This is a genomic window from Hymenobacter sp. HSC-4F20, assembly GCF_019599275.1.
In the GTDB taxonomy this organism is placed as follows: domain Bacteria; phylum Bacteroidota; class Bacteroidia; order Cytophagales; family Hymenobacteraceae; genus Hymenobacter.
On sequence record NZ_JAHZTD010000001.1, the window covers coordinates 555,073 to 575,998 of the forward strand.

Genomic DNA, 20,926 nt, shown 5'->3' on the forward strand with positions numbered 1-20,926 from the left:
GCTGAAAGTGAAATCGGGCCGCTACTGGGGTAGTAGCGGCCCGATTGCGGGGGTAGTGGAGGCTAGTTCACCACCATCGTCATGATGGAGTGGGGCCGGCTGGTGGCCTGGGCGGCCTGGCCTTTCATCCAAAGCTGGAAGGGCTGCTCCTTGTCGGTCTGGTTCATGACCACCACAGCTACTTTGCCATCGGGGTTGAGGAAGGCGGTAGTTTGCAGCACGTCGCGGCTGGAGGCGGTAGCAATGCGCTTGGCACCGGGCCGCACAAACTTCGAGAAGTGGCCGATGTAGTAGTAAATGTTGGTATAGATGAGCTTGCCGCTCTTCGTGTCGCCGATGATGGGGGCGTAGCAAAAGTTGCCGACGTGGTTGGGGCCGCCCGTTTCATCGAGCAGAATGTTCCAGTCGGTCCAGGCCACGGTGCCGGCGTTAAAGTCGTTGATGAGGGAGTTGCCGTACCGCTCACCCAGCTTCCAGTCGTTCACATTGTCGAACTTGAAGTTCTCTACGCAGCCTTCCGTAAACACCAGGTTTTTGTCGGGGTAGGTTTCGTGCACGCGGCGCAGGTTGTCGAACTGCATGCCCGAGCCGGTCCAGGTTTCATACCAGTGGTAGCCCAGGCCCCAGTAGTATTTGCTGGCTTCGGGGTCATCGAAGAGGGTAGCGGCGCGCTGGAACATCAGGTCGCGGTTATGGTCCCAGCCGATGAGCTTCTTGTCAGAGAGGCCGCCTTTCTTGAGCGTGGGTCCGAGGTAGCCTTTCACGAAGTCGCGCTCCTCTTCGGCCGTGAAAATGCACGACTCCCACTTTTGCTTGGCCATGGGCTCGTTCTGCACCGTGAGGCCCCACACCGGAATGCCGGCCTTTTCGTAGGCCTTGATAAACTTCACGTAGTAGTCGGCCCAGCTTTGGCGGAACTCGGGCAGCAGCTTGCCACCCTGCAGCATGTTCTTGGTGTCCTTCATCCAGGCCGGCGGGCTCCAGGGGCTCACGTACAGCGTGAGCTTGCCGCCCGCCGCGGCCGTAGCCTGCTTGATAAAGGGGATTTTGTACTTCTCGTCGTGCTTGATGTCGAAGGTTTTCAGCTCTTTGTCGCCGTCCTGCACGTAGGTGTACGTGTCGCTGGAAAAGTCGCAGCTGTTGATGTTGGTACGGCCCAGCGTATAGCCAATTCCCTGGGTAGGACTAAAGTACGCCTGCATAAATTCCTGCTGCTGGGCCTTGGGCAGCTTGGCAAACGTTTCGGCCGAGGCATCGGTGAGGGCGCCCCCAATGCCTACCAGGGTCTGGAAGGTGTGGGTGGGGTCAACGAATACCGTGGGCTGCGTTTCCAGGGGCTGGCCCACTTCCTTGAAGCTGAGCTTGTCGGTAGCAGCCAGGCGCAGCTGGGAGTTGTCGGCGGTGGTGTACACCTGCACCTGCTTGCCCGCCGCCGAGTACGACTTAGGCGCAGGGGTTGATTTTTGAGCGGAAGCCGTTGTGCCAATACACGAGGCTACCAGCGCGGCAATAAGGGTTTTCTGCATAATTAAAAGGAATGGCTGCCTTTCATGAGGCAAGCCGATTGGTAAGTCGAGTAGAGGTAGCAGGCTGGGGCAAACCGGCGCAAGCGGTTACCACACGTACGTCCCGACGGCGCCCCCGTCGAGTAGGGTAGTGGCTACTTTTCCCCGGTACTGGATGTCGAACGTTTGAGGCGAGGAGCCAGTATTAAGCACGATGAGCACTTTCTTGCCATCGGGGTTTTTGAAGGCCACGTTTGGCAAGCTGCCGGGCACGTTGGTGGCAATGCGTACCGAGCCGGGCCGCACAAATTTAGCGGCGTGCGCCACGGTGTAGTAGGCCGTGTTGCGAGTTACGCTATTGCCATTGATAGTCACGGCGCCCAGGCAAGTGCTGCACCCCCCCGACGTATGCGGGCCGTTGTTCTGGTCGGAAGCCAGGTTCCACTCCAGTACGTTGCGGCTCCAGTTGCGGGTAGCCCCAATCATGAGGTTCTCCATGTGCCATTGCAGGTCGCCGGCGAACTTACCGGTTGCTTCGGTCCACTGCTCCGTGAAGTACACATTTTTGCTGGGAAAGGCATTGTGCACAGTAGTCATGGCGTCTATTTTGCCTTCGTATAAGTGGAAGGCCGAGCCATCTACATACTGGCTGGCCCCAGGGTCGCGCAGGATGGAAATCGGGTAGTCGGGTTTGTCGAGGTTGTGGTCGTAGAGGATGATTTTCGTAGTCAGACCCGCTGCCCGGAAAGCTGGCCCTACAAAGTCGCGGACGAAGGCGGCCTGCTCGGCGGCGCTCATGAGCATGCTGGGGTTGTTGCCGTCGTGCAGGGGCTCATTTTGCAGCGTCACGGCATCTACCCGAATACCTTCAGCCTGCATGGCTTGTAGGTATTTTACGAAATACTGGGCGTAGGTACTGTAGTATTCCGCCTTCAGCGAGCCACCGATGTAGCTGTTGTTGGTCTTCATCCAGATCGGTGCCGTCCAGGGTGAGCCCAGAATCTTGATGTTCGGGTTAATGGCCAAGATTTCCTTGAGCACCGGAATCAGGTTGACTTTATCCGGGGCGATGCTGAACTGCGCCAGGGTGGGGTCGGGCTGGGCGGAGTCGTCGTAGGTAAACACGGCAGCATCTAGGTCAGAAGCGCCGATGCTGATGCGCAGGTAGCTGGTGCCAATGTTGTTTTCATCGGTAGCAAACAGCTCCTTCAGGAGCTTGGCGCGTTCAGGGGCGCTCATCTGCTTGATGAGCATGGCGCTACCCCCCGTCAGCGTGTACCCGAAACCGTCAATGGTCTGGTAGGTCTGGGTGGTGTCTACGGTAATGGCCTGGTTCGAGGTGCCGGCGGCCTTAAAGTTGAGGCTCACCGTGCTCTTATAAAATAAGGCCGACTTATCAGATGTGGTCAGCCAGAGGGCTACCTGAGAGGGAGTACTTGGTGTGGGGGGCGTAACGGGCGGCTGAGGCGTCGGGTCGGAGCCGGACTCCTTGCCGCCGCAGCCTAGGAGCAGGGTACCAGCCAGCAGGGAGCCAGCCAGCCCAAGCGGAATGTGCAGGGGAAATTTCATATAGACGAAGAAGGTAATGCGAGGAAGGCAGGTTAGGGCGCAGGCTGTCGGGGCCAGTCGTCGGAGCGGAAGGGGGAGGCGGGCAGGCCTTCTTTGTTGTAAAGGGTAGCAGGCCGGTTGTTCCCCCAGGCGTAGCGCACGGCCACCGGGTTTGCTACCCCATCGGCGTGCAGCACTAGGGTAGTACCCTCTACCTCGGCCTGGGCCCACACGAAGCGGCCATCCGGGCCAGCCACGGCAAAGCTGCTGAGGGTGCCCATGCCTCCGGGCCGGAGCAGCAGGCCGCCGCCCACGTTGCCAAAGCTGAGCGTGAGGCGGTTGCCGCTGGCGCTGAGCTTCTCGAAGGTAGGGCCGGAAGCTACCACGCTGGTTTCGCCGTACGCCACCCGGCGGGCCTGAAGGGCCAGGCGGTGGCCTACGTCCTGTTTGTTGCGGGGGTGAATATCGTCGGGGTTGCCCAGGTCGAGGGCTACGGCCATGCCCGTACGGGGCACCCTCAGGCTGGTCAGGCGCTGAGCTTCCCGTAGGCGGGCCCAGTCTGTATCAGTCGGCTCGGGTGCATCGGGCATGTAGCCGGCCAGCTGCACGAACAGGAAGGGGAGGGCGGCCTGCTGCCAGTGAGTGCGCCAGTCCTGAACCAGAGCTGGAAAGAGGACGCGGTACTGCGCGTCGCGGCCGGCGTTGCTTTCCCCCTGGTACCAGATCACGCCTTTCAGGGCGTAAGGAGCCAGGGGAGCAATCATGCCGTTAAATAGGGAGGTTGGCTCGTTCTGGGGCCCGCCCGGAAATGGGCTTCGGGGCCGGGTGCTCGGGTCGAAGGCCGGGCGGTACTGCCAGCTGCCGGCCAGAGGCACGGTGAGGCTGCCGACCGTAGCTGTCAGATTTTCGGGCTTGCCCCAGAGGCCGCCCCCGCTGCCCGTATCGGTTACCCGCACGGCTACTACGTTGCGACCGGCGCGCACGAGGCTGGCGGGCACGGTGTAGCGCCGGAGCTTATCGTAGCCGCGGGTGCCCCCAATGGCTACCCCGTTGAAGAAGGTGCTGTCTTGGTCGTCAACCTGGGCCAGGCTCAGAGTAAGCGGCTGATTGGCGGCGCTGGCGGGCAGGGTCAGCTCACGCCGCAGCCACACCACGCCGTCGAAGTCGCGCAGCTCGGGCGTCTGGCTTTCCCAGAGGCCGGGCAGCTGCAGCGTGTTCCAGCTGGGCGTCGCCAGGTTGGGGTCGGCCCAGGAAGGCTGGCCCGGCAGCAGGCCCTGGTCCTGTCCGGCCGGACTTTGCTGCCAGGCTTGCAGGCGCGCCGCGTAGGCCGCTTCTTGCTCGGTGAAGGAGCCCGGCTGGCGCTGCAGCGCGGCCACGGACGCCTGAAAGTCGGGGAGTTTCTGCAGGGTTGGAGCGCTGGTCCAGGCTTCAGCCACGGTGCCGCCCCACTCGGCGGCAATCAGGCCCACCGGTACGTTGTATTGTCGCTGCAAGTCGAGGCCGAAGAAATAAGCTACGGCCGAAAAATCAGCCGCCGACTGGGGGGTGCACACCCGCCACTCGCCGCCGGCCAGCTCGGCCTGGGGCCGCGGCTCCGCACGATTAGGCACGTTGAACAGCCGGATACGGGGGTAGTGGGCGGCAGCGGCGGCGGCAGGCCCGCCAGCCGCCTCGCGCAGAGGCCACTCCATGTTCGACTGCCCCGAAGCCAGCCAGACATCCCCAACCAGCACATCGGTGAGCTTAATGACGTTCTGGCCTTTCACTTCCAACTCGAACGGGCCGCCCGCCGGCCGGGCCGGGAGGGTGAGCTGCCAGCGCCCGTCGGGCCCGGCGTTGGCCTGGACCGTAGTGCCGCGGAAAGAAACCCGCACGGCCTCGCCCGGCGTGGCCCAGCCCCAGAGCGGTAGCGGAACGTTGCGCTGCAGCACCATATGAGAGCTAACCAGCCGGGGCAGGCGCACCATGGCCTGGGCGGCGGGCATGATAGGCAACAGCAGCAGGGCAGTTAGGCGAAAGGAGGAAGGCAACGGCATGTAGGAAGAAGCAACTGAAAACGTAAGACACCGAGGAGCTTGGATTAGTGCAACGCGGGGAAGCGGGTGCTCCTACCCGCCGCGCAAAGCCCGTTGAGGTAGCTTACGGGTAAAACAGGAGCGGTAGCGCACGGGGTGGAGGGGGGAGCAAGTGATTAGTAGAGTTGAAGTCGATAGAAAAAGCGAAAAAGCCGGCCCCGGTACATCCGGAGCCGGCAGGTTTACTCTTAATGCGCAATAACCACCCGGCGCAGCAACTGCCCATCGGGCGTATCCACTTGCAGCAGATACACCCCGGCCGTCAGACTGGCTACGGGTACCGTCAGTTCATTCTCACCCGCCGTCACGGCTCGCTCCGTCTGGCTGATGGCTACGCGGCCCGTCAGATCCAGCAGGCGCAGGGTAAGCTGCTGCCGCGCCGCCGCGGTGTAGTGCAGGCTTAGCTCGGTATTAACTACGGTGGGGTACACTTGCAGGCGAGCATCGGCGGCCGAACCGGCCGTAGCCAGGGCCACGCGGGCTGCGGCTCCCTGGTCCGAGAACCACCACTTCTGATTGTCGCTGTTGCTCCAGTCCCATTGCTGAATGCTGGCCCCATCGGCGGTAGAGTTGTTCTGCACGTCCAGCACCTTGCCGCTGTACTTATTGATAATGCGGTAGGTGCCGTCACCGTTGGCCACAATCTGCCAGTACTGGTTGTCGGCGCTGGCCCAGTCCCACTGGTGGATCAGGGCCCCGTTGGTGGTAGACGGCCCAACAATGTCGAGGGACTTATTGCTGTTCTGGTTCACGATGCGCACGTAACCGCCCCCTGCATCTACCAACTTCCACTTCTGGTTGGCCGTGCCGCCCCAGGTCCACTGCTGCAAACGACCACCGTTGGTTGTCGAGTTACCGTCGATGTCGAGGGCCTTGCCGCCATTTTTGGAGCTGATTTCGTAGGTGCGCCCGATCTGCGGACCGCTGGCTGTGCTGGTGCCGCCCGTCCACTTGTAGGTAGCAACCGCGCCGGCGGGCAAGGTGTACGTAAAGGCCTGGTTGTTCCAGACTACCTTGAACGTGCTGGCAGCCGAGCCGTTGTTGAGGGCAATCAGCACTTTGGAGCCATCGGGGTTGCGGAAGGCTACGTTTTCAATGCCCCCAGCTACCGAGTTGGAAGCAATGCGCACCGCGCCCGGGTCTACGAACTTGCTGGCGTGGCCCAGGGCGTAGTACTCCACGTTGCGCGTAACGCTGCCAGTGGTGTTGTTGACAGTCACTACCCCCCGGCAGGTGGTGCACCCCCCATTGGTCGGGCCGTTGTTCTGGTCAAGGGCCAGGTTCCACTCCAGGGCGCTTTTGGCCCAGTTGCGGGTAGTGCCGATGATGATGTTGGAAAGGTGCCACTTCAGGTCGCCGGCGAAGCTGGAGCCGGCCGTACCACTTACTTCCGTAAACCAGATGTCCTTGCCCGGGTAGGCGTCGTGGGTGGTGCTTTGCTGACTTACGTTGCCGCCGTAGCCATGGAAGGCCGAGCCGGCCGCGTACTGGGCCGCAGCGGCATCGGCAAACACCGCGTTAGGATAATCGGGCCGGTCCCAGTTGTGGTCGTACACAATGAGCTTGGTGGTGATGCCCGCATTGCGGAAAGCCGGACCGATGTTGTTTTTCAGGAAGGCGGCCTGGTTACCGGGGTCCATGCGCATGGCCATGTACGGCGCTTCGTAGAGGGGCTCGTTTTGCAGCGTTACGGCATAAATCGGTAGCCCTTCGGCGGCATACGCCTGCACGTACTTCACAAAGTAGTTGGCGTAGGCCTGGTACCAGGTGGTGCTAAGCCAGCCCCCGCGCAGCTTGTAGGTTTCCTTCATCCAGGCCGGCGCCGACCACGGAGAGCCCATCAGCTTCAGGTTGCCATTCTTCGCCCGCGCCGCCTTCAGCATCGGAATCACGTCCTGGCGGTCGGGCTGGATGCTGAAGCTGGTCAGGTTCGGATCGGTCTGGCCCTGGGGCTTATCATCGTAGGTGAAGTCGCCCTGGGCCGAGAAGTCGGAAGCGCCCATGGTGTGGCGCAGGAAGCTCAGCCGAATGCCGCTACCGGTAAACAAGTCGTTCAGCAGCGCATCGCGCTGGGTGGCCGACATCTTCTGGTTTAGCACGTAGGCTGAGGAACCCGTCATCGACGCCCCAAAGCCATCAATGGTCTGGTAGGTAGTCCCCTCGTTTACGGTGATAGTGGTGCTGGCCGTACCGGTATTCGCCCCGAAGCTGACGTTGGCCTGAGGCTGGAGCAGCTTGGTTTGGTCGCCGGTGGTCATCCACAGGCTCACGGACTGCGCCTGCACGGCACCCGAGTGCAAGGCCAGCAGTGACAGGACGGCCAAACTAGCCCTGATAGGACCCGGCCGGTGGGGGAAAAGGTTTTTCATGGTGGTGGGATTGGGTTGTGGAAAAGAAACAAACAGGCCTTGGGGAGGCCGGAAAGTCGGGACAGGCAGCCGGCGGAGCTGGGGACTTCGCACCGGAAAGCGTTGATCAGGATGGGCTACCCAGCGGCGGCAGCTCAAGAGTCAACGAAGGGTAGCACTTTGGTGCTGATGCTAAAAAGCACTTGTCATGCTGAGCTGGTTGAAATATTTCTACTCAGTAGAGTATTCTTACCACACGTAGGTGCCCGCAGCGCCAGGGTTGAGGGTAGAGGTCAGGGTTTGGCCTTGGTAGCGGAGGTTAAAGGTCTGAGCCGCTTTCGTGTTGTTCTGCACCAGCACTACCTTCTGGCCGTTAGGCGTCTTGAAAGCCACATTCGGCAGGTCTTCGGAGGTAGTGGAGGCGATGCGCACGGAACCGGGCCGCGCAAACTTGGCAGCATGGGCAATGATGTAGTAAGCGTCTTCGCGCGTCACGTTGTTGCCGTCGATGGTGATGGCGCCGCGGCACTCCGTACAGCCGCCCGGCGTGTGCGGGTTCTGCTGGGGGTCGGCGGCCAGGTTCCACTCCAGCACCGTGCGGGCCCAGTTGCGGGTAGCCCCAATCATGAGGGTGCGCACGTGCCAGGGGAAATTTTCCTCAAACTTGCTTTTGGAGCCTACCCACTGCTCCGTGAAGTACACGTTCTTGTCCGGGTGGGCGTCGTGCACTTTGCCCAGGGCCTCAATGGGGCCGGCGTAGAGGTGGAAAGCCGAGCCGTCGACATACTTTTTGGCCTCGGGGTCATTGAGGATAGTCAGGGGGTAGTCGGGGCGGTCGGCGTTGTGGTCGTACACCACAATCTTGGTGTCAATCTTTTCTTTCTGGAAGGTGGGGCCCAGGTGTTTTTTCACGAACTCGGCCTGCTGCTCGGGGAGCATGAGCAGGCTGGGGTTGTTGCCGGGGTGCAGGGGCTCGTTCTGGACCGTAATGGCATCAATCCGGACACCGGCGGCCTTCATACCCTGGATGTACTTCACGAAGTAGCGGGCGTAGGCGTCGTAAAACTCCGGTTTCAGGGAGCCGCCCTTGGAGTTGTTGTTGGTCTTCATCCAGGTCGGGGGCGACCAGGGCGAGCCCAGAATTTTGATGCGGGGGGTAATGGCCAGAATTTCCTTGAGCACCGGAATCAGGTGCTGCTGGTCGGGGGCCAGGCTGAACTTGGCCAGGGTGGGGTCGGTCTGCCCCTCCGGTAGGTCGTCGTAGCTGAACACGGTAGCGTCCAGGTCGGAGGCTCCAATGCTCAGCCGCAGGTAGCTTACGCCAATGTTGTTTCCATCGGTAGCAAACAGCTCTTTCAGAATTGCCTGCCGGGCCTCGGGGCTCATGGCGTGCAGCAACTGGGCGCTGCCGCCCGTCAGGCAATACCCAAAGCCATCAATCGTCTGGAAGGTCTGCTTATCATCAATTTCTATAACCGGTGTTCCGGCGGCCGGTGCGGTCTTGGTCCAGCCCGGAGCCGTCTGAGGCTGAAACAGCACCGATTTATCGGGGTTCGTCAGCCAGAAAGCGGCCGTGCCTTTGGCCGGCGCTGAACCGGCTTGTGGCATCCGCTGGCAGCTGGTGCCAAGGCCCAGCGCTAGCAGAATGGCGAGTGCACGAGTGGTGTTGGAAAGAGAAGACATGCAGAGCAACAGGAAAGAGAGGGCAAGGCCATAGCTGGCCGGCAACAACTTGTTGCCGGCAAAGCCCTAGGTATGAAGAGGTTCAGGAAAGAAAAGGGGGTAGGCGGCCGAAGCTTAGGCTTCCGCAGGCTTGTGTCCCTTCAGGCCATACCACATAATGTAGAGGTAGCAGAGCACGGGCAGCACAAAGGCCCACCGCAGGGTGCTAGCATCGGCTACCAAGCCGAAAACCAGCGGGATAATGGCCCCGCCCACAATGCCCACATTCAGCAGGCCCGAGGCTTCCTCCGTATGGCGGCCCAGGCCCGCCATAGCCAGGGTGAAGATGGTGGCGAACATGATGGAGTTCATCAAGCCCACGGCCAGCAAACTCCACATAGCAAGTTCACCGGTGGTCAGCACTGAAATCAGCACCAGCAGTACGGCACCTAACGAGTTGAAGGCCAGCAGCCGACCAGGGTTGAATTTGTTGAGCAGGTAGGCACCCAGGAAGCGGCCTACCATGGCCCCACCCCAGTAGTAGGCTACTTTGTCGCCGGCTACTTTGGGCGTGAGGTTCATCACGTCGGGCAGGTGCAGGTAGGAAACGATATGCGAGCCAATGGCTACCTCCCCGCCCACGTAGGCAAAGATGCCAAGGACCCCGAAAATGAGGTGGCGGTAGTGGTAGGCCCGGCGGCTGGAGTCCTCCTGGGTTTGAGCGTGGGTAATAACGGGTAGCTTCAACATGCCCAGCAGCACGCTAATAACAATAAGCACGGCCCCAATGCAGAGGTAGGGAATCTGCACGGCTTTCACGTCGATAGCCGCCGCGGAGGCCGCCGACTCCAGATCCGGCAGGTTCGAGAGAATCAGGGCCGAGCCTAGCAGCGGGGCCACCGTGGTGCCCAGCGAGTTGAAGGCCTGGGTGAGCGTCAGGCGGGCCGGGGCCGATTTGGCCGGCCCCAGAATGGCTACGTAGGGGTTGCCCGCTACCTGCAGCAACACGACGCCTGTCGCCAGCACAAATAACGCTCCCAGAAACAGGCCGTAGCTACGGCTGTCGGCGGCGGGGTAGAAGAGAAACGCTCCTAGAGCCGCAATCAGGAAGCCCGCCAGCATCCCGCCTTTATAGCCGATGCGCTGCACCAGCTTGCCGGCCGGGATACCCATCACGAAGTAGGCCCCGAAAAAGCACAGGTTGATCAGGTTGGCCTGGGTGTAGCTGAGCTGGAAGATGGCCTTCAGGTAGGGAATCAGGATGTCATTCAGACAGGTGATAAAGCCCATCATAAAGAACAGCACCGTCAGCGAAGCCAGGGCCGAGGTGTAGCGGGGCGCTTCGGAGCCGGCCGGGGTATCGGTGGTAGGGGAAAGGGGTGAGGCAGAAATGGGGGCAGCCATGGTGGGAAGTAAGGGGAAAGGGAGGTTGAAGATAGAAAGCAAAGCCCGACAGCGGCTTCTGGCAGCAAAGTAGCCGATTCTGGCGGTAAGGTTGCTGTGGCAGAAGGCCTGGGAGGGCCGGTTCGCTCCCCTTTAGCAAACCGGCCCCAGGTAGCCCGGCAGTCTAGCGAACCCGCCGGGGTAGGGTAGCCCCGGCGGCTGCGGGTCGGCAGCGCGGGGCAAAGATCAGGTGCGGGAAAGAACGAAGGTGAGACGGAACGCAACGCTTGGTGAGGCGAAAAGGTCCGGGCCTCAGAGAGGAAAAAGCAGCCGGCAGCAGGAGGGGCAACAAACCAAATATATTGGCCTCTGAGCAGAGAAAGCAAACGCGAAAAACCTTGTTTCTGCTGCTTTTTTCGGCTTTATACACCTACTGCACACGTGCCAGGCAGCTTTTTCGGGGCGTTGTTGCTTATGACGAGTTAGCTCTTTACAAGCGACTACAGATAAGAAACAACGAAAAAAGGGGGGCGGTATCCACCTAATCCTGGGAAGGCCAGCTCAGCCGTTTGGCTTCGCTGAACTGGCCTTCCTAGCAGATTAGTAGCCGGGGTTCTGCTGCACGTTCGGGTTGGTATTCAACTCGTCCAGCGGAATAGGAAACAACAGGTAATTGGGGTCGGCCGTGGGCGTTTTGCGCTGGGCTCGGATGACGTCCAGGGCCGTTACAGCGTGGTCGGCCGCGGGGTCGGCCTGCTCGTGGCGGGCGTAGCGCAGCAGGTCAAACCACCGCTCCCCCTCGAAGGCCAGCTCTAGGCGGCGCTGCCGGTCAATTTCCGTACGCAGGGCCTGCTTGCTGGCGGCCTGCGGTGAGGTGCTGGTCAGCTCGGTCAGCCCGGCGCGCTGCCGGATCAGGTTGAGCTTGGCCAGGGCATCGGCCGTGGGGCCCGACAGCTCGTTGGCGGCCTCGGCGTACATCAGCACCACGTCGGCGTAGCGCAGCACGTAGGTGTTGTCGGGGGAGTTGAAGCCGTTGGGGTTGCCCGACCATTTGTACACGAAGGGGCCGTCGTCGTTGCCGGTGCCACGGCCGCCATCCACGTAGCTGGCGTGGTCGCGGCCGGCGTTGGTTACGCCCTGGAAGCTCCAGCGCTTGTCAGTGAGCGTATCCACCACAAACGTGAGGTCGGTGGGTTGGGCGCTGGCCTGAGAACGGTACAGCGTCGGGATGCTGAATTTGGGGAAGGAGTACGTAGCAGGTGGGCTCGGCAGCAGCAGGTCGGGCAGAATGTTGCCCCCGTCGGCGCTACCCGCAAACTGCACCTCAAAGATGGACTCCGACTTGTTATCGGCCGGAAATAGTGACTTGAAGCTGGGGGCCAGCGAACCGCTGCTTAGTACTTTGCCGGCCGCGGCCTGGGCCGGGGCCCACTGGCGCTGAGTGAGATACACGCGAGCCAGAAGCGCGTTTACAGCGTTTTGCGTTACCCGCGTTAAGTTAGAGGTTGCTACCAGAGGCTCGGCCGTAGTCAGGTCCTGAATTACCTGGGCATACACGGCATCGGCCGTAGCGCGGGGTAGGTTCAGTACTTCCGAAGTGCCGGTTTCCGTGGGCTCCAGGCGCAGGGGCACTCCTCCGTACAACTTCACCAGGTTGAAGAAGTGCAGGGCGCGTAGAAAGCGGGCTTCCCCCAGAATCTGGTTTTTGCGGGCGGCCGGCATGTCAATGGCCGGTACGTATTTCAGGATAGAATTAGCCCGGTTGATACCGATGTAGGAGTCACGGTAAATGCTTCTGACCTGGCCTGTGGTAGAGTTCCAGGTAATGTTTTCCAGAGCAGCTACGTCGCCGTTGGCGCTGGTGCAGTTGTCGGAGGGCATTTCGCCCACCACAATTATGTCCTGTCCGTAGAGGCCCGCGCCCTGTAAGGCGTCGTACGCGGCCGTCAGGCTGGCCTCGGCATCATCGGCCGACGTAAAGAAGTTTTCCGGCGTAATGCTCGGCAGGGGGTCTTTATCCAATACGTCGCAAGCCGTAGAGAGCAACGTGAGGGCGAAAACGGGAATGAGTATCTTTTTCATGGGGAATTGCAGGAGAAGCTGGAAGAAAACCGGGTACGCCCGGCCGCGGGGCCGCCGGCCGCCACAAGGGCAACTGACGGCCCGCAAGCGGTTAGAAGGTGGCGTTTAGACCCACGGTGTAGGTGCGCGACTGCGGGTACACGCCGAAGTCGCGGCCGAAGCCTGTGTTCGACTGCGGGTCGGAGCTTACCTCGGGGTCGTAGCCGGAGTAGTCGGTCCAGGTAATCAGGTTCTGGCCGGTCACGTACACGCGCAGGTTGCTGATGGCGGCCTTGCGGGTAAGCGTAGTGGGCAGGTTGTAGGCCAGCGTCAGGTTCTTCAGACGCACGTAGGAGCCATCCTCAATAAAGCGGTCCGACATGCGGCGGTTGTTGTTCGGGTCGTTGCGCACGGCCCGGGGCACGTCGGTGTTGGTGTTGGTGGGCGTCCAGCGGTTCAGAATGCGGGTGCTCTGGTTGAGCGGATCGGCCATGCCCTCCAGCGTTTCGCGGTTCTGGTTGTAAATGTCGTTGCCGAAGCTACCCTGGAAGAATACGCTCAGCTCCAGCCCTTTGTAGCCAAAGTTGTTGGTGACGCCCGCAATGGCCTTGGGGTTGGGGTTGCCGATAACCGTGCGGTCCTTGTCGTTGATGATGCCGTCGTTGTTCAGGTCGCGGAACCGGATGTCGCCGGGGGCGGCATTGTCCTGCTTAGCGGCCGAGTTAATCTCGTCCTGACTCTGGAAAATGCCTTGAACCTGCCAGCCGTAAAATACCCCCAGGGGCTGACCCACCAGCGTGAAGCCGTTGCCGCTCGGCAAACGCTGATCCTCCAGCTGGCCCTGCTCGTTACGGATCGTGTTCGTAGCGAGTACTTTATTGCGGTTCATGGTGAAGTTCAGGTTGGTCGACCAGGAGAAGCCCCCGTCGGCGCCCTGCAGGTTGGTCGAGTTCAAACCAAACTCAACGCCCTTGTTCCGAACACTTCCTACGTTCTGGATAATGCTCAGATCCTGGGCACCGGTGCTGAGCGGAATGCTCACTAGCGTAAGCAGGTCGCGGGTTTTCTTCAGGTAGCCATCCAGGGTCAGGGTCAGACGGTCGCTGAACAGGCCCACATCAAGGCCGGCGTCGTACTGGGTAGTGCTTTCCCACTTCACGTCGTTGTTGCCGATGTTGGTGGGAGCAATGCCGCCGAGAATGCTACCCCCGTTCTGGTAGTTGAAGTTGACCCCGTAGCGCGAGAAGCGCTGGTAGGTATAGAATTCCTGGTTGCCGGTGGCGCCAATGCTGCCGCGCAGCTTCAGGTTGGAAAGGGCGGTGTTCTGCGGGAAGAAGCCTTCCTTCGAGATGCGCCAGCCCAGGCCCAGGGCCGGGAAGTAGCCGAACTTGTTGCCCTCGCGGAACTTGCTGCTGCCGTCGGCGCGCATGCTCAGGGTAGCCAGGTAACGCTCATCATAGTTATAAATGGCGCGGCCGAAGAAGCTCATCAGGCCCCACTGGTCCTGGTAGCTGTTGGGCATGTTAAACTGCGATACGGCCGAGAGGTAGGGCACGGCATTGGAAGGGTAGCCCTTGCCGGAGGCCGAGGAAGTAAAGCGGTCCGATTCCTGCACCGACTGGCCCGCCAGCAAGGTTAGGTTGTGCCGGTCGCCGAGGTTGGGGTTGTAGGTCAGGGTGTTTTCCAGCAGCCAGATGACCTGCTGGTTGAGCGAGGTAGCCCCGCTGCCGCGCGTGGCCGGGTCGGCGTTGGAGGTGCCGGGGTAGTCGCGGGTAATGAACTGGTTTTCGTTCTGGGTGCGGAAATCCAGGCCCAAGGAGCTGCGCAGGGTCAGGTTCTTGAGAATGTCCAGCTCGCCATACACGTTACCGATGGCCTGGTAAATAATGGCCTTGTTGTTGGTTTCCAGTAGGTTGCCCACCGGGTTGTCGAAGGCTTGGAACGGGTTAATCCCGTAGCGGCCGTCGGCGGTGCGTACCGGAATGGTCGGAATTTGGGCCAGCGCGCCCAGCACCGTGCCGGAGTTGCCGATGCCCAGCTCGGAGCGCACCGAGCCGTTGGTGAAGGTGCGGCTCAGGTTCAGGTTGGTGCCCATCCGGAACCGCTGCCCCAGCTTCTGATCCACGTTGATCTTGAAGTTGTAGCGGTCGAAGCCCGAGTTCAGGCTGATGCCGTCCTGCTTGAAATAGCCGCCCGACACGTAGTAGCGCGTCTGCTCCGTGGCCCCACTGATGTTGAGCTGGTAGCTTTGAATGCCAGCCGTGCGGTAAATCTCATCCTGCCAGTCGGTGGTAGCGGGTAGGTTGTTGAGGTCGGGGAAGGCCGGGGCGGCATTGGGGTTGGCGTTGACCAGGGCTTCGTTGTAGTACTCGGCAAACTGGCGTGAGTTGAGTACGTCCAGCTTTTTGCGCAGCTGCTGCTGCCCGTAGTACACGCTCAGGCCTACCTGGGGCTTGCCCAGCTTACCCTTTTTGGTGGTAATTACCACTACCCCGTTGGAAGCGCGCAGGCCGTAAATAGCCGCCGCCGCGCCATCCTTGAGCACGTCGATGCTCTCAATATCCTGGGGGTTCAGGGCGTTCAGGGGGTTCGGGCGCTGGCCGCCCACGGCCAGCTCCTGCTCGTAGGTGGGCAGAATCGGCACCCCGTCGATGACGTACAGCGGAGAGCCCGTCAGGCTGATGGAGCTGTTGCCGCGGATCCGCACGTTGATGCCCGCGCCGGGCGCACCGGAAGGGGTAGTAACCTGCACCCCGGGCGCCTTGCCCTGCAGGGCCTGGTCGAAGCCGGCTACTGGTTGGCGGGTCAGCTCCTCGGAGCTTACCGAGGTAACGGACGTGGTCAGTTCCTGGCGGCTCTGGGTGCCGTAGCCTACCACTACTACCTCATCCAGAGCCTTGGCATCGGTCTGTAAAGTAATAGCCAGGGAGGAATTGGCCCCCGTGACGGGTACTTCGCGGCTGAGGAAGCCAATGGAGCTGAATACGAGGGTACTGCCTTCCGGTACGCTGAGCGAGAAGCTACCGTCGGCGCTGGTAGAGGTGCCGATGCTAGTACCCTTTGCCACTACCGTTACGCCCGGCAGCCCTTCGCCGTTGGCCTGCGTTACGCGGCCGGAAACCGGTACGTCGGCCTGCAGCGTTTTGCCGACTACCGAAGAAACTGGACCGGCGGCCGGGGCTACTACAACATAGTAATCGGAGCGCAGCTTCTTGAATGTCAGCTCGGCCTGGGGCAGTACTTCTGACAGCTTGGATTCCAGCGGGGCTGCCACTTCGGGCTGAGCTACTACCCGCTTGTTGCGCACCAAGTTGCTTTCGTAGAAGATGGTGACGCCGTACTGCGCTTCCCAGCGGCCTAGCAGGTCCTGGAGCAGCACCGTTTCGGCCGGAGCCTCCGTGCGCTGCGTGGGCAGGTGGTTGGAGGCGAGAAGTTGAGCGGAGGCCGTGGCCCCCGGGGCGGGTAGCAGCAGCGCACAGGCCGAAAAAGCCGTGGATGCCAAGCTACCACCCAAACGGGTAGGGGTGTGGTTCATAGTGGGAACGGTGGGAAATGAAAAGAAAAGAGCCGCAGTTCCGGACGCTAGTAGGGGAGTCCGGCTACGGGGCAGTTGAGTCAGAAAGAATCAGGCGGTTCTGCTGGCGCTCGGCCTTAAGGTGGAAGGTCTCTTCCAGGGCTTTGAGCAGCAGATCCAGGTCCTGCACGGGCACGGTGCCCGTCATGCGGCGGGTGCGCAGCGCCGGGGTGGCCACCTCTACCTCCAGGCCGTAGGTATCGTGCAGGCGCGTAGTCAGCTCGGTAATCGATGTATTATCCAGCACCAGCTTTTCGTCTTTCCAGCTGGCGTAGGCGGCGGTGTGCACAGGTTTATGGACCAGGGCGCGGGGTTGGTCGTCCTGGGTTTGCACCAGCTCCCCGGGCTTCATGAGCAGGTCGGCGCGGGTGCTGTCTTCGAAGTCGACGCGCACTTTGCCCGACAGCAGCACCACCCGGGCCTCCTGGCGGCGCCGGAATACGGTAAACTGCGTGCCCAGCACTTCAACATTGAAGCCCGCAGTAGTATGCACAATAAACCGCTGGTTACTGGGGGTATGGCGCACGGCAAAGAACGCTTCGCCATCTAGCCACACTTCGCGAGGTTGCCCGCTTGCGGGGGCGGGGGCGTAGCGCAGGGTAGAGTTGCCATTAAGCGTTACGGCCGAGCCATCGGGTAGGTGCAGCGTGCGCGTCTGGCCGTAGGTGGTAGCGTAAGTCAGTGGCCCCGCGGGGTTTTGCTGCTGCCACCACAGGGCGCCGCCCGCTGTTACCAACGCAGCGGTTGCGGCTGCGGCTGCCCAGTAGCGCCACTGGCTACGGGGGCGCAGGCTAGTCGTGTCATCTTCCTGGTCGGCCGCTGCTTCGGGCGTAAACTGCAGGCGCTGGTGCAGCGTTTGGAGCAGAACTTCGTAGTCGGGCTCGGCAGCAGAAGCTACTGAGGTGGCATCAAAGGAATGCCAGTGCTCTTCCATCCAGTGACGAGCCAAAAACTGATTGGTGGGCTCGGTGAGCCAAGCGCGCACGGCGGCCGCTTCCACAGCGGAAGCAGTACCATTGATATACCGAAGAAAGGCGCTTTTGTCGGGGTGGGAAGGCATGCAGGGCGAAGTAGGCGGGGATTCTGGTGAGTAATACACACCAACTGCTTACTACCCTGATTCAGATCATGATTTTTTTTTAAAGATTTGGTAACCTTTTTCAATATACGCTGATATTCTGCTAGTTATGCAAGGAAAAAAATCGTAAAACTGGCGAGTAAGTCCTCGCTATACCCAGCTGATAAGAACTTTCAGGCGCCTGGTTACTGCCCCTTGATAGCTTGGAAAGCCCGAATAAGGCGTGAGGCTTCGCCTGCTCTTTTGAGTAGAGTAAGAAAGTAGAAAACGTGTCCTTGTGGAGCTGCTTAGCTTCCCGGTTTTGCTTGGAATGGCAGTGCCCTAGCAATAAACCAGCAGACGCACGCTAACACAAGGCGAGTAGCAGAGGCACGATAACGAGCATGGTGCCGTGGGCCTGAAAATATTGCCGCAGAAAGTGCAGCGCCTGGGCCATCTGGGTTTCTACCGTCTTCACCGAAATACCTAGCTCCTGCGCTATTTCAGCGTAGGATAATCCTTGCTGGCGGCTGAGCTTGAAGATGTGCCGGCGCTTGGGGGGCAGCTTTTCCAGGGCCGCCAGGTAAACGGTTTCCAGCTCCGCAAAGGCCACATCGGTATCGGTGCCGGGGGTAGTCGCGTAACCGGTCAGCAAGGTGTAATCCTGGTAGGCGAGGTGGTAGCGGTTGTGGCGCAGCTGGTTCAGGATGGCATGATGGGCTACCGTAAACAGGTAGCCTTTCAGGGGAACATCGTCGCGCAGCTCGTGGCGCCGCTCCCAGATTTTAAGAAAACACTCCTGTACAATTTCCTCGGCGGCGGGGCGGGCCTTCAGGTAGCTGTAGGCGAAGCGATACACCCGGGCGCTGTACTGCCGAAACAGCGCGTCGAAGGCCCGTTGGTCGTCGTGCCGCAGCCGCCGCAACCAAGCCAATTCCGAATCTGGGTGATCCACTTCCAACGAGGAAACGTGTTTGAAAATTACCGCATACTACAGGCTTATCCGGCCGAGAAGTTTCTCAAGGACGCGCATCTGCCAGCCATGTTGCGTGACCTGAACCAGGGTAAGACAGCGAATGTAAGGTAACGCCGCCGGACTTACCTCAACAAGGAAATAAGAAGCGTAAAAGTTTGCCTTACCGTGCGGAAAGCAGCAGCCCGGCTCTATTAGCCAGGCCACTGCCAGCGGGCTAGGCCACTACCGATACCCGCACTTTCTTGCCTTTTACTTTCGCGCCGGCCAGCCGCTCTACTATTTCCTGCGCCTGCTGGCGGGGTACGGCCACGTAGCTGTAGTAGTCAAACACCTCAATGCGGCCGACTTCTTCGCGCGGTATGCCGCCCACATTCACGAAGGCACCTACCAAGTCGTGGGCACTTACCTTGTCTTTCTTGCCAGCCGAAACGTGCAGGGTTACGTTTTCGGGACGGGGGGCTTTGGGCGCGGCCGGGGGTAGCTTGGGTGCGTGCATGGCTTTCCACTGAATGGAAGCCGCTACCGGCCACTTTTTCACATGGGCCTGCTCCTTGTCTGTTACCAGAATGTGCGCCGTGCCCTCAGCGCCGGCGCGGGCCGTGCGGCCGGCCCGGTGCTGGAACGCATCGGCCTTATCGGGGGCATCGTACTGCACCACGGTATCGAGCTGGGTAACGTCGATGCCGCGGGCGGCCACGTCGGTAGCTACCAGCACCTGGCTGGAACCGTTGCGCAGCTTCAGCAGGGCTTTGTCCCGCTCGGGCTGGGGCATTTTGCCGTGCAGCACCTCAGCCGCTACCCCCCGGCCCACCAAGAAGCGTGTGAGCTCCATGCACCGCTCGCGGGTATTGCAGAAGATGAGGGCGCGGCCCGTCTCAGGCTGGTGTAGCAGATGCAGCAGCGCGGCGGGTTTCTTCTCTACCGTGCCCACGTGGCCCACCAGCGTCAGGTTCTCGGGCAGCTCATCGGTGTCCTCGCCGGCGTTTACCACGCGGGGGCGGGTCAGGTTTTTCCGAATTAGCTCTACTACTTTCTCCGACATGGTGGCCGAAAACAGCAGGGTCTGGCGGCGGCGCGGGAGGCGCTTCACAATTTCCACCAGCTCATCCTGAAAGCCCAATTCCAGCAGCTTGTCGGCCTCGTCCAGAATCAGGGTTTTGAGCTGGTTGGGGATGATGCTGCGGCGCTCAAAGTGGTCGAGCAGGCGGCCGGGGGTGGCAACCACCACGTGCGGAGCCTGGGTTAGGGAGGCCGTTTCTTCACGGAAAGCATGGCCCCCGTAGAAGGCCGCTACCCGCAGATTGGGCAGAAACTTGCCCAGTTTTTTGAGGGCGTCGCGCACCTGCAGGGCCAGTTCGCGGGCGGGCACCAGCACAATCACCTGCACGGCATCCAGCTTCAGATCAAGCAGTTGCAGCACCGAGAGGCCATAAGCGGCCGTTTTGCCCGAGCCCGTGGGGGCCTGTCCGGCTACGTCCTGGCCGGCTAGGGCCATGGGCACTACCTGCTCCTGCACGGGGGTAGGGGCCTGAAATTGAAGTTCTTCCAGGGCTTGCAGCAGTTCAGGGGCCAGGCCCAGGTCGGCGAAGGACGGGGTAGTCGAAGTCATAAGCGGGTTGTTCGTCCCGCAAAGGTAGCCGGATTTAGGCTGGGAACAGGAGGGTAGCAAATTCCGGCTTACGGGGCCAGCGCCTACCCCACCCGAGAAGCCAAAGCCTCCTGTGTTCTTGGTAAAGAGGCCCCTCTGGTAAGGTGCAGCCCGAAGCCAGATTACTGCGCCGAAAACCGGAAAGCGGCCGGCGTTTGGCCGGTTTTGCTTTTGAACAGGCGCGTGAAGTACTGCGGGTACTCGAAGCCCAGCTGAAAGGCGGTTTCGTTGATGGAGAGGGAGGTAGTGAGCAGCAGGCGCTTGGCTTTCTCAATCAGGTGATGATGAATGTGCTGCTGAGTGTTCTGGCCGGTGAGGGTGCGGAGCATGTCGCTGAGGTAGGCCGGCGAGACATTTAGCGCATCGGCGAAGTACTGCACCGACGGCAGGCTCCGCTCGGTTTCCTGCGCAAAGTACCCTGTCAGCAGCACCTCGAAGCGGGTGAGCAAGTCGTGCTCGGCCGTGCGGCGCGTCAGGAACTGCCGGTGGTAGAAGCGGTTGGCGTAGCTCAGCAACACCTCGAGCTGAGCAACCAACACATCTTGGCTAAAGGCATCAATCGGCAGCTCGTATTCGGCGTGGATACCTTGCAGCAAGTTCTCCAGCAGCCTTTCTTCTTTGGCTGAGAGGTGCAGGGCCTCGTTGGCCTGGTAGGAGAAAAAGCCGAAGCCACCAATTTTCTTACCCAGCGGGTATTTCAGCAGCAAGTCGGGGTGAAAGACCAGCATCAACCCCTCTATCTGCGAAACGTCCAGCGTTTCGTCGGCCGCAAACACCTGCCCCGGCCCCAAAAAGAAAAGCACACCCTCACTGAAGTCGTACGACTGCCGGCCGTAGTAGATGGTGCCACCCTTCAGGCCGCGCTTCAGCGCCACGGTGTAGAGTTGCTGCACTACGGGCGTAGTTACCCGCGGCAGGCAGCGGGCATACTCCAGGTCGATGACGGTAAGCAAGGGGTGGGCCGGTGCCGGTAGCCCATAGAAGCGGGCGTAGTCCGTTACGGTGTTTAGGACCCGAAATTCTTTGGCTGCATGTTTCATGGGCATAGGGCAAAAAGTCAGGCCGACTGTCCGCCGCAGGAGCCGTCAC

At 61.0% G+C, this 20,926-nt stretch carries 12 protein-coding genes; all 12 read right to left on the reverse strand.

Annotated elements, in window-relative coordinates:
- Window positions 1–62 precede the first annotated feature (62 nt).
- Window positions 63–1,526, reverse strand: coding sequence for a glycoside hydrolase family 30 beta sandwich domain-containing protein (locus K3G63_RS02340; RefSeq protein ID WP_220612482.1), 1,464 nt, complete (start codon window positions 1,524–1,526; stop codon window positions 63–65).
- An 87-nt stretch (window positions 1,527–1,613) separates the two neighbouring features.
- Window positions 1,614–3,074 (reverse strand): glycoside hydrolase family 30 beta sandwich domain-containing protein, encoded by a 1,461-nt coding sequence (locus tag K3G63_RS02345; RefSeq protein ID WP_220612483.1) that lies wholly within the window; start codon window positions 3,072–3,074, stop codon window positions 1,614–1,616.
- A 32-nt stretch (window positions 3,075–3,106) separates the two neighbouring features.
- Entirely contained in the window at window positions 3,107–5,089 is a 1,983-nt protein-coding gene (locus tag K3G63_RS02350) for a sialate O-acetylesterase (RefSeq protein ID WP_220612484.1), read from the reverse strand.
- Between the two features lie 227 nt (window positions 5,090–5,316).
- Window positions 5,317–7,497, reverse strand: coding sequence for an RICIN domain-containing protein (locus K3G63_RS02355; RefSeq protein ID WP_220612485.1), 2,181 nt, complete (start codon window positions 7,495–7,497; stop codon window positions 5,317–5,319).
- Window positions 7,498–7,725: 228 nt separating this feature from the next.
- The gene (locus tag K3G63_RS02360; protein WP_220612486.1) at window positions 7,726–9,159 is read right to left on the reverse strand and encodes a glycoside hydrolase family 30 beta sandwich domain-containing protein; all 1,434 of its coding nucleotides are present in this window, start codon (window positions 9,157–9,159) and stop codon (window positions 7,726–7,728) included.
- Between the two features lie 114 nt (window positions 9,160–9,273).
- Window positions 9,274–10,542, reverse strand: coding sequence for a sugar MFS transporter (locus K3G63_RS02365; protein WP_220612487.1), 1,269 nt, complete (start codon window positions 10,540–10,542; stop codon window positions 9,274–9,276).
- A 579-nt stretch (window positions 10,543–11,121) separates the two neighbouring features.
- Window positions 11,122–12,603, reverse strand: a complete 1,482-nt coding sequence (locus K3G63_RS02370) for a RagB/SusD family nutrient uptake outer membrane protein (RefSeq protein WP_220612488.1) — start codon at window positions 12,601–12,603, stop codon at window positions 11,122–11,124.
- A gap of 91 nt (window positions 12,604–12,694) precedes the next feature.
- Window positions 12,695–16,117, reverse strand: a complete 3,423-nt coding sequence (locus K3G63_RS02375; RefSeq protein ID WP_220612489.1) for a TonB-dependent receptor — start codon at window positions 16,115–16,117, stop codon at window positions 12,695–12,697.
- Between the two features lie 64 nt (window positions 16,118–16,181).
- Entirely contained in the window at window positions 16,182–17,216 is a 1,035-nt protein-coding gene (locus K3G63_RS02380) for a FecR family protein (RefSeq protein ID WP_220612490.1), read from the reverse strand.
- Window positions 17,217–17,580: 364 nt separating this feature from the next.
- Window positions 17,581–18,168 carry an RNA polymerase sigma-70 factor gene (locus K3G63_RS02385; RefSeq protein WP_220612491.1) on the reverse strand — a complete coding sequence of 196 codons (588 nt, stop codon included), beginning with the start codon at window positions 18,166–18,168 and terminating at the stop codon, window positions 17,581–17,583.
- Between the two features lie 235 nt (window positions 18,169–18,403).
- Window positions 18,404–19,798 (reverse strand): DEAD/DEAH box helicase, encoded by a 1,395-nt coding sequence (locus K3G63_RS02390; protein WP_220612492.1) that lies wholly within the window; start codon window positions 19,796–19,798, stop codon window positions 18,404–18,406.
- 161 nt (window positions 19,799–19,959) lie between these two features.
- Complete coding sequence (locus K3G63_RS02395; protein ID WP_259404236.1) at window positions 19,960–20,883, reverse strand: AraC family transcriptional regulator; 924 nt, start codon at window positions 20,881–20,883, stop codon at window positions 19,960–19,962.
- Window positions 20,884–20,926: the final 43 nt, after the last annotated feature.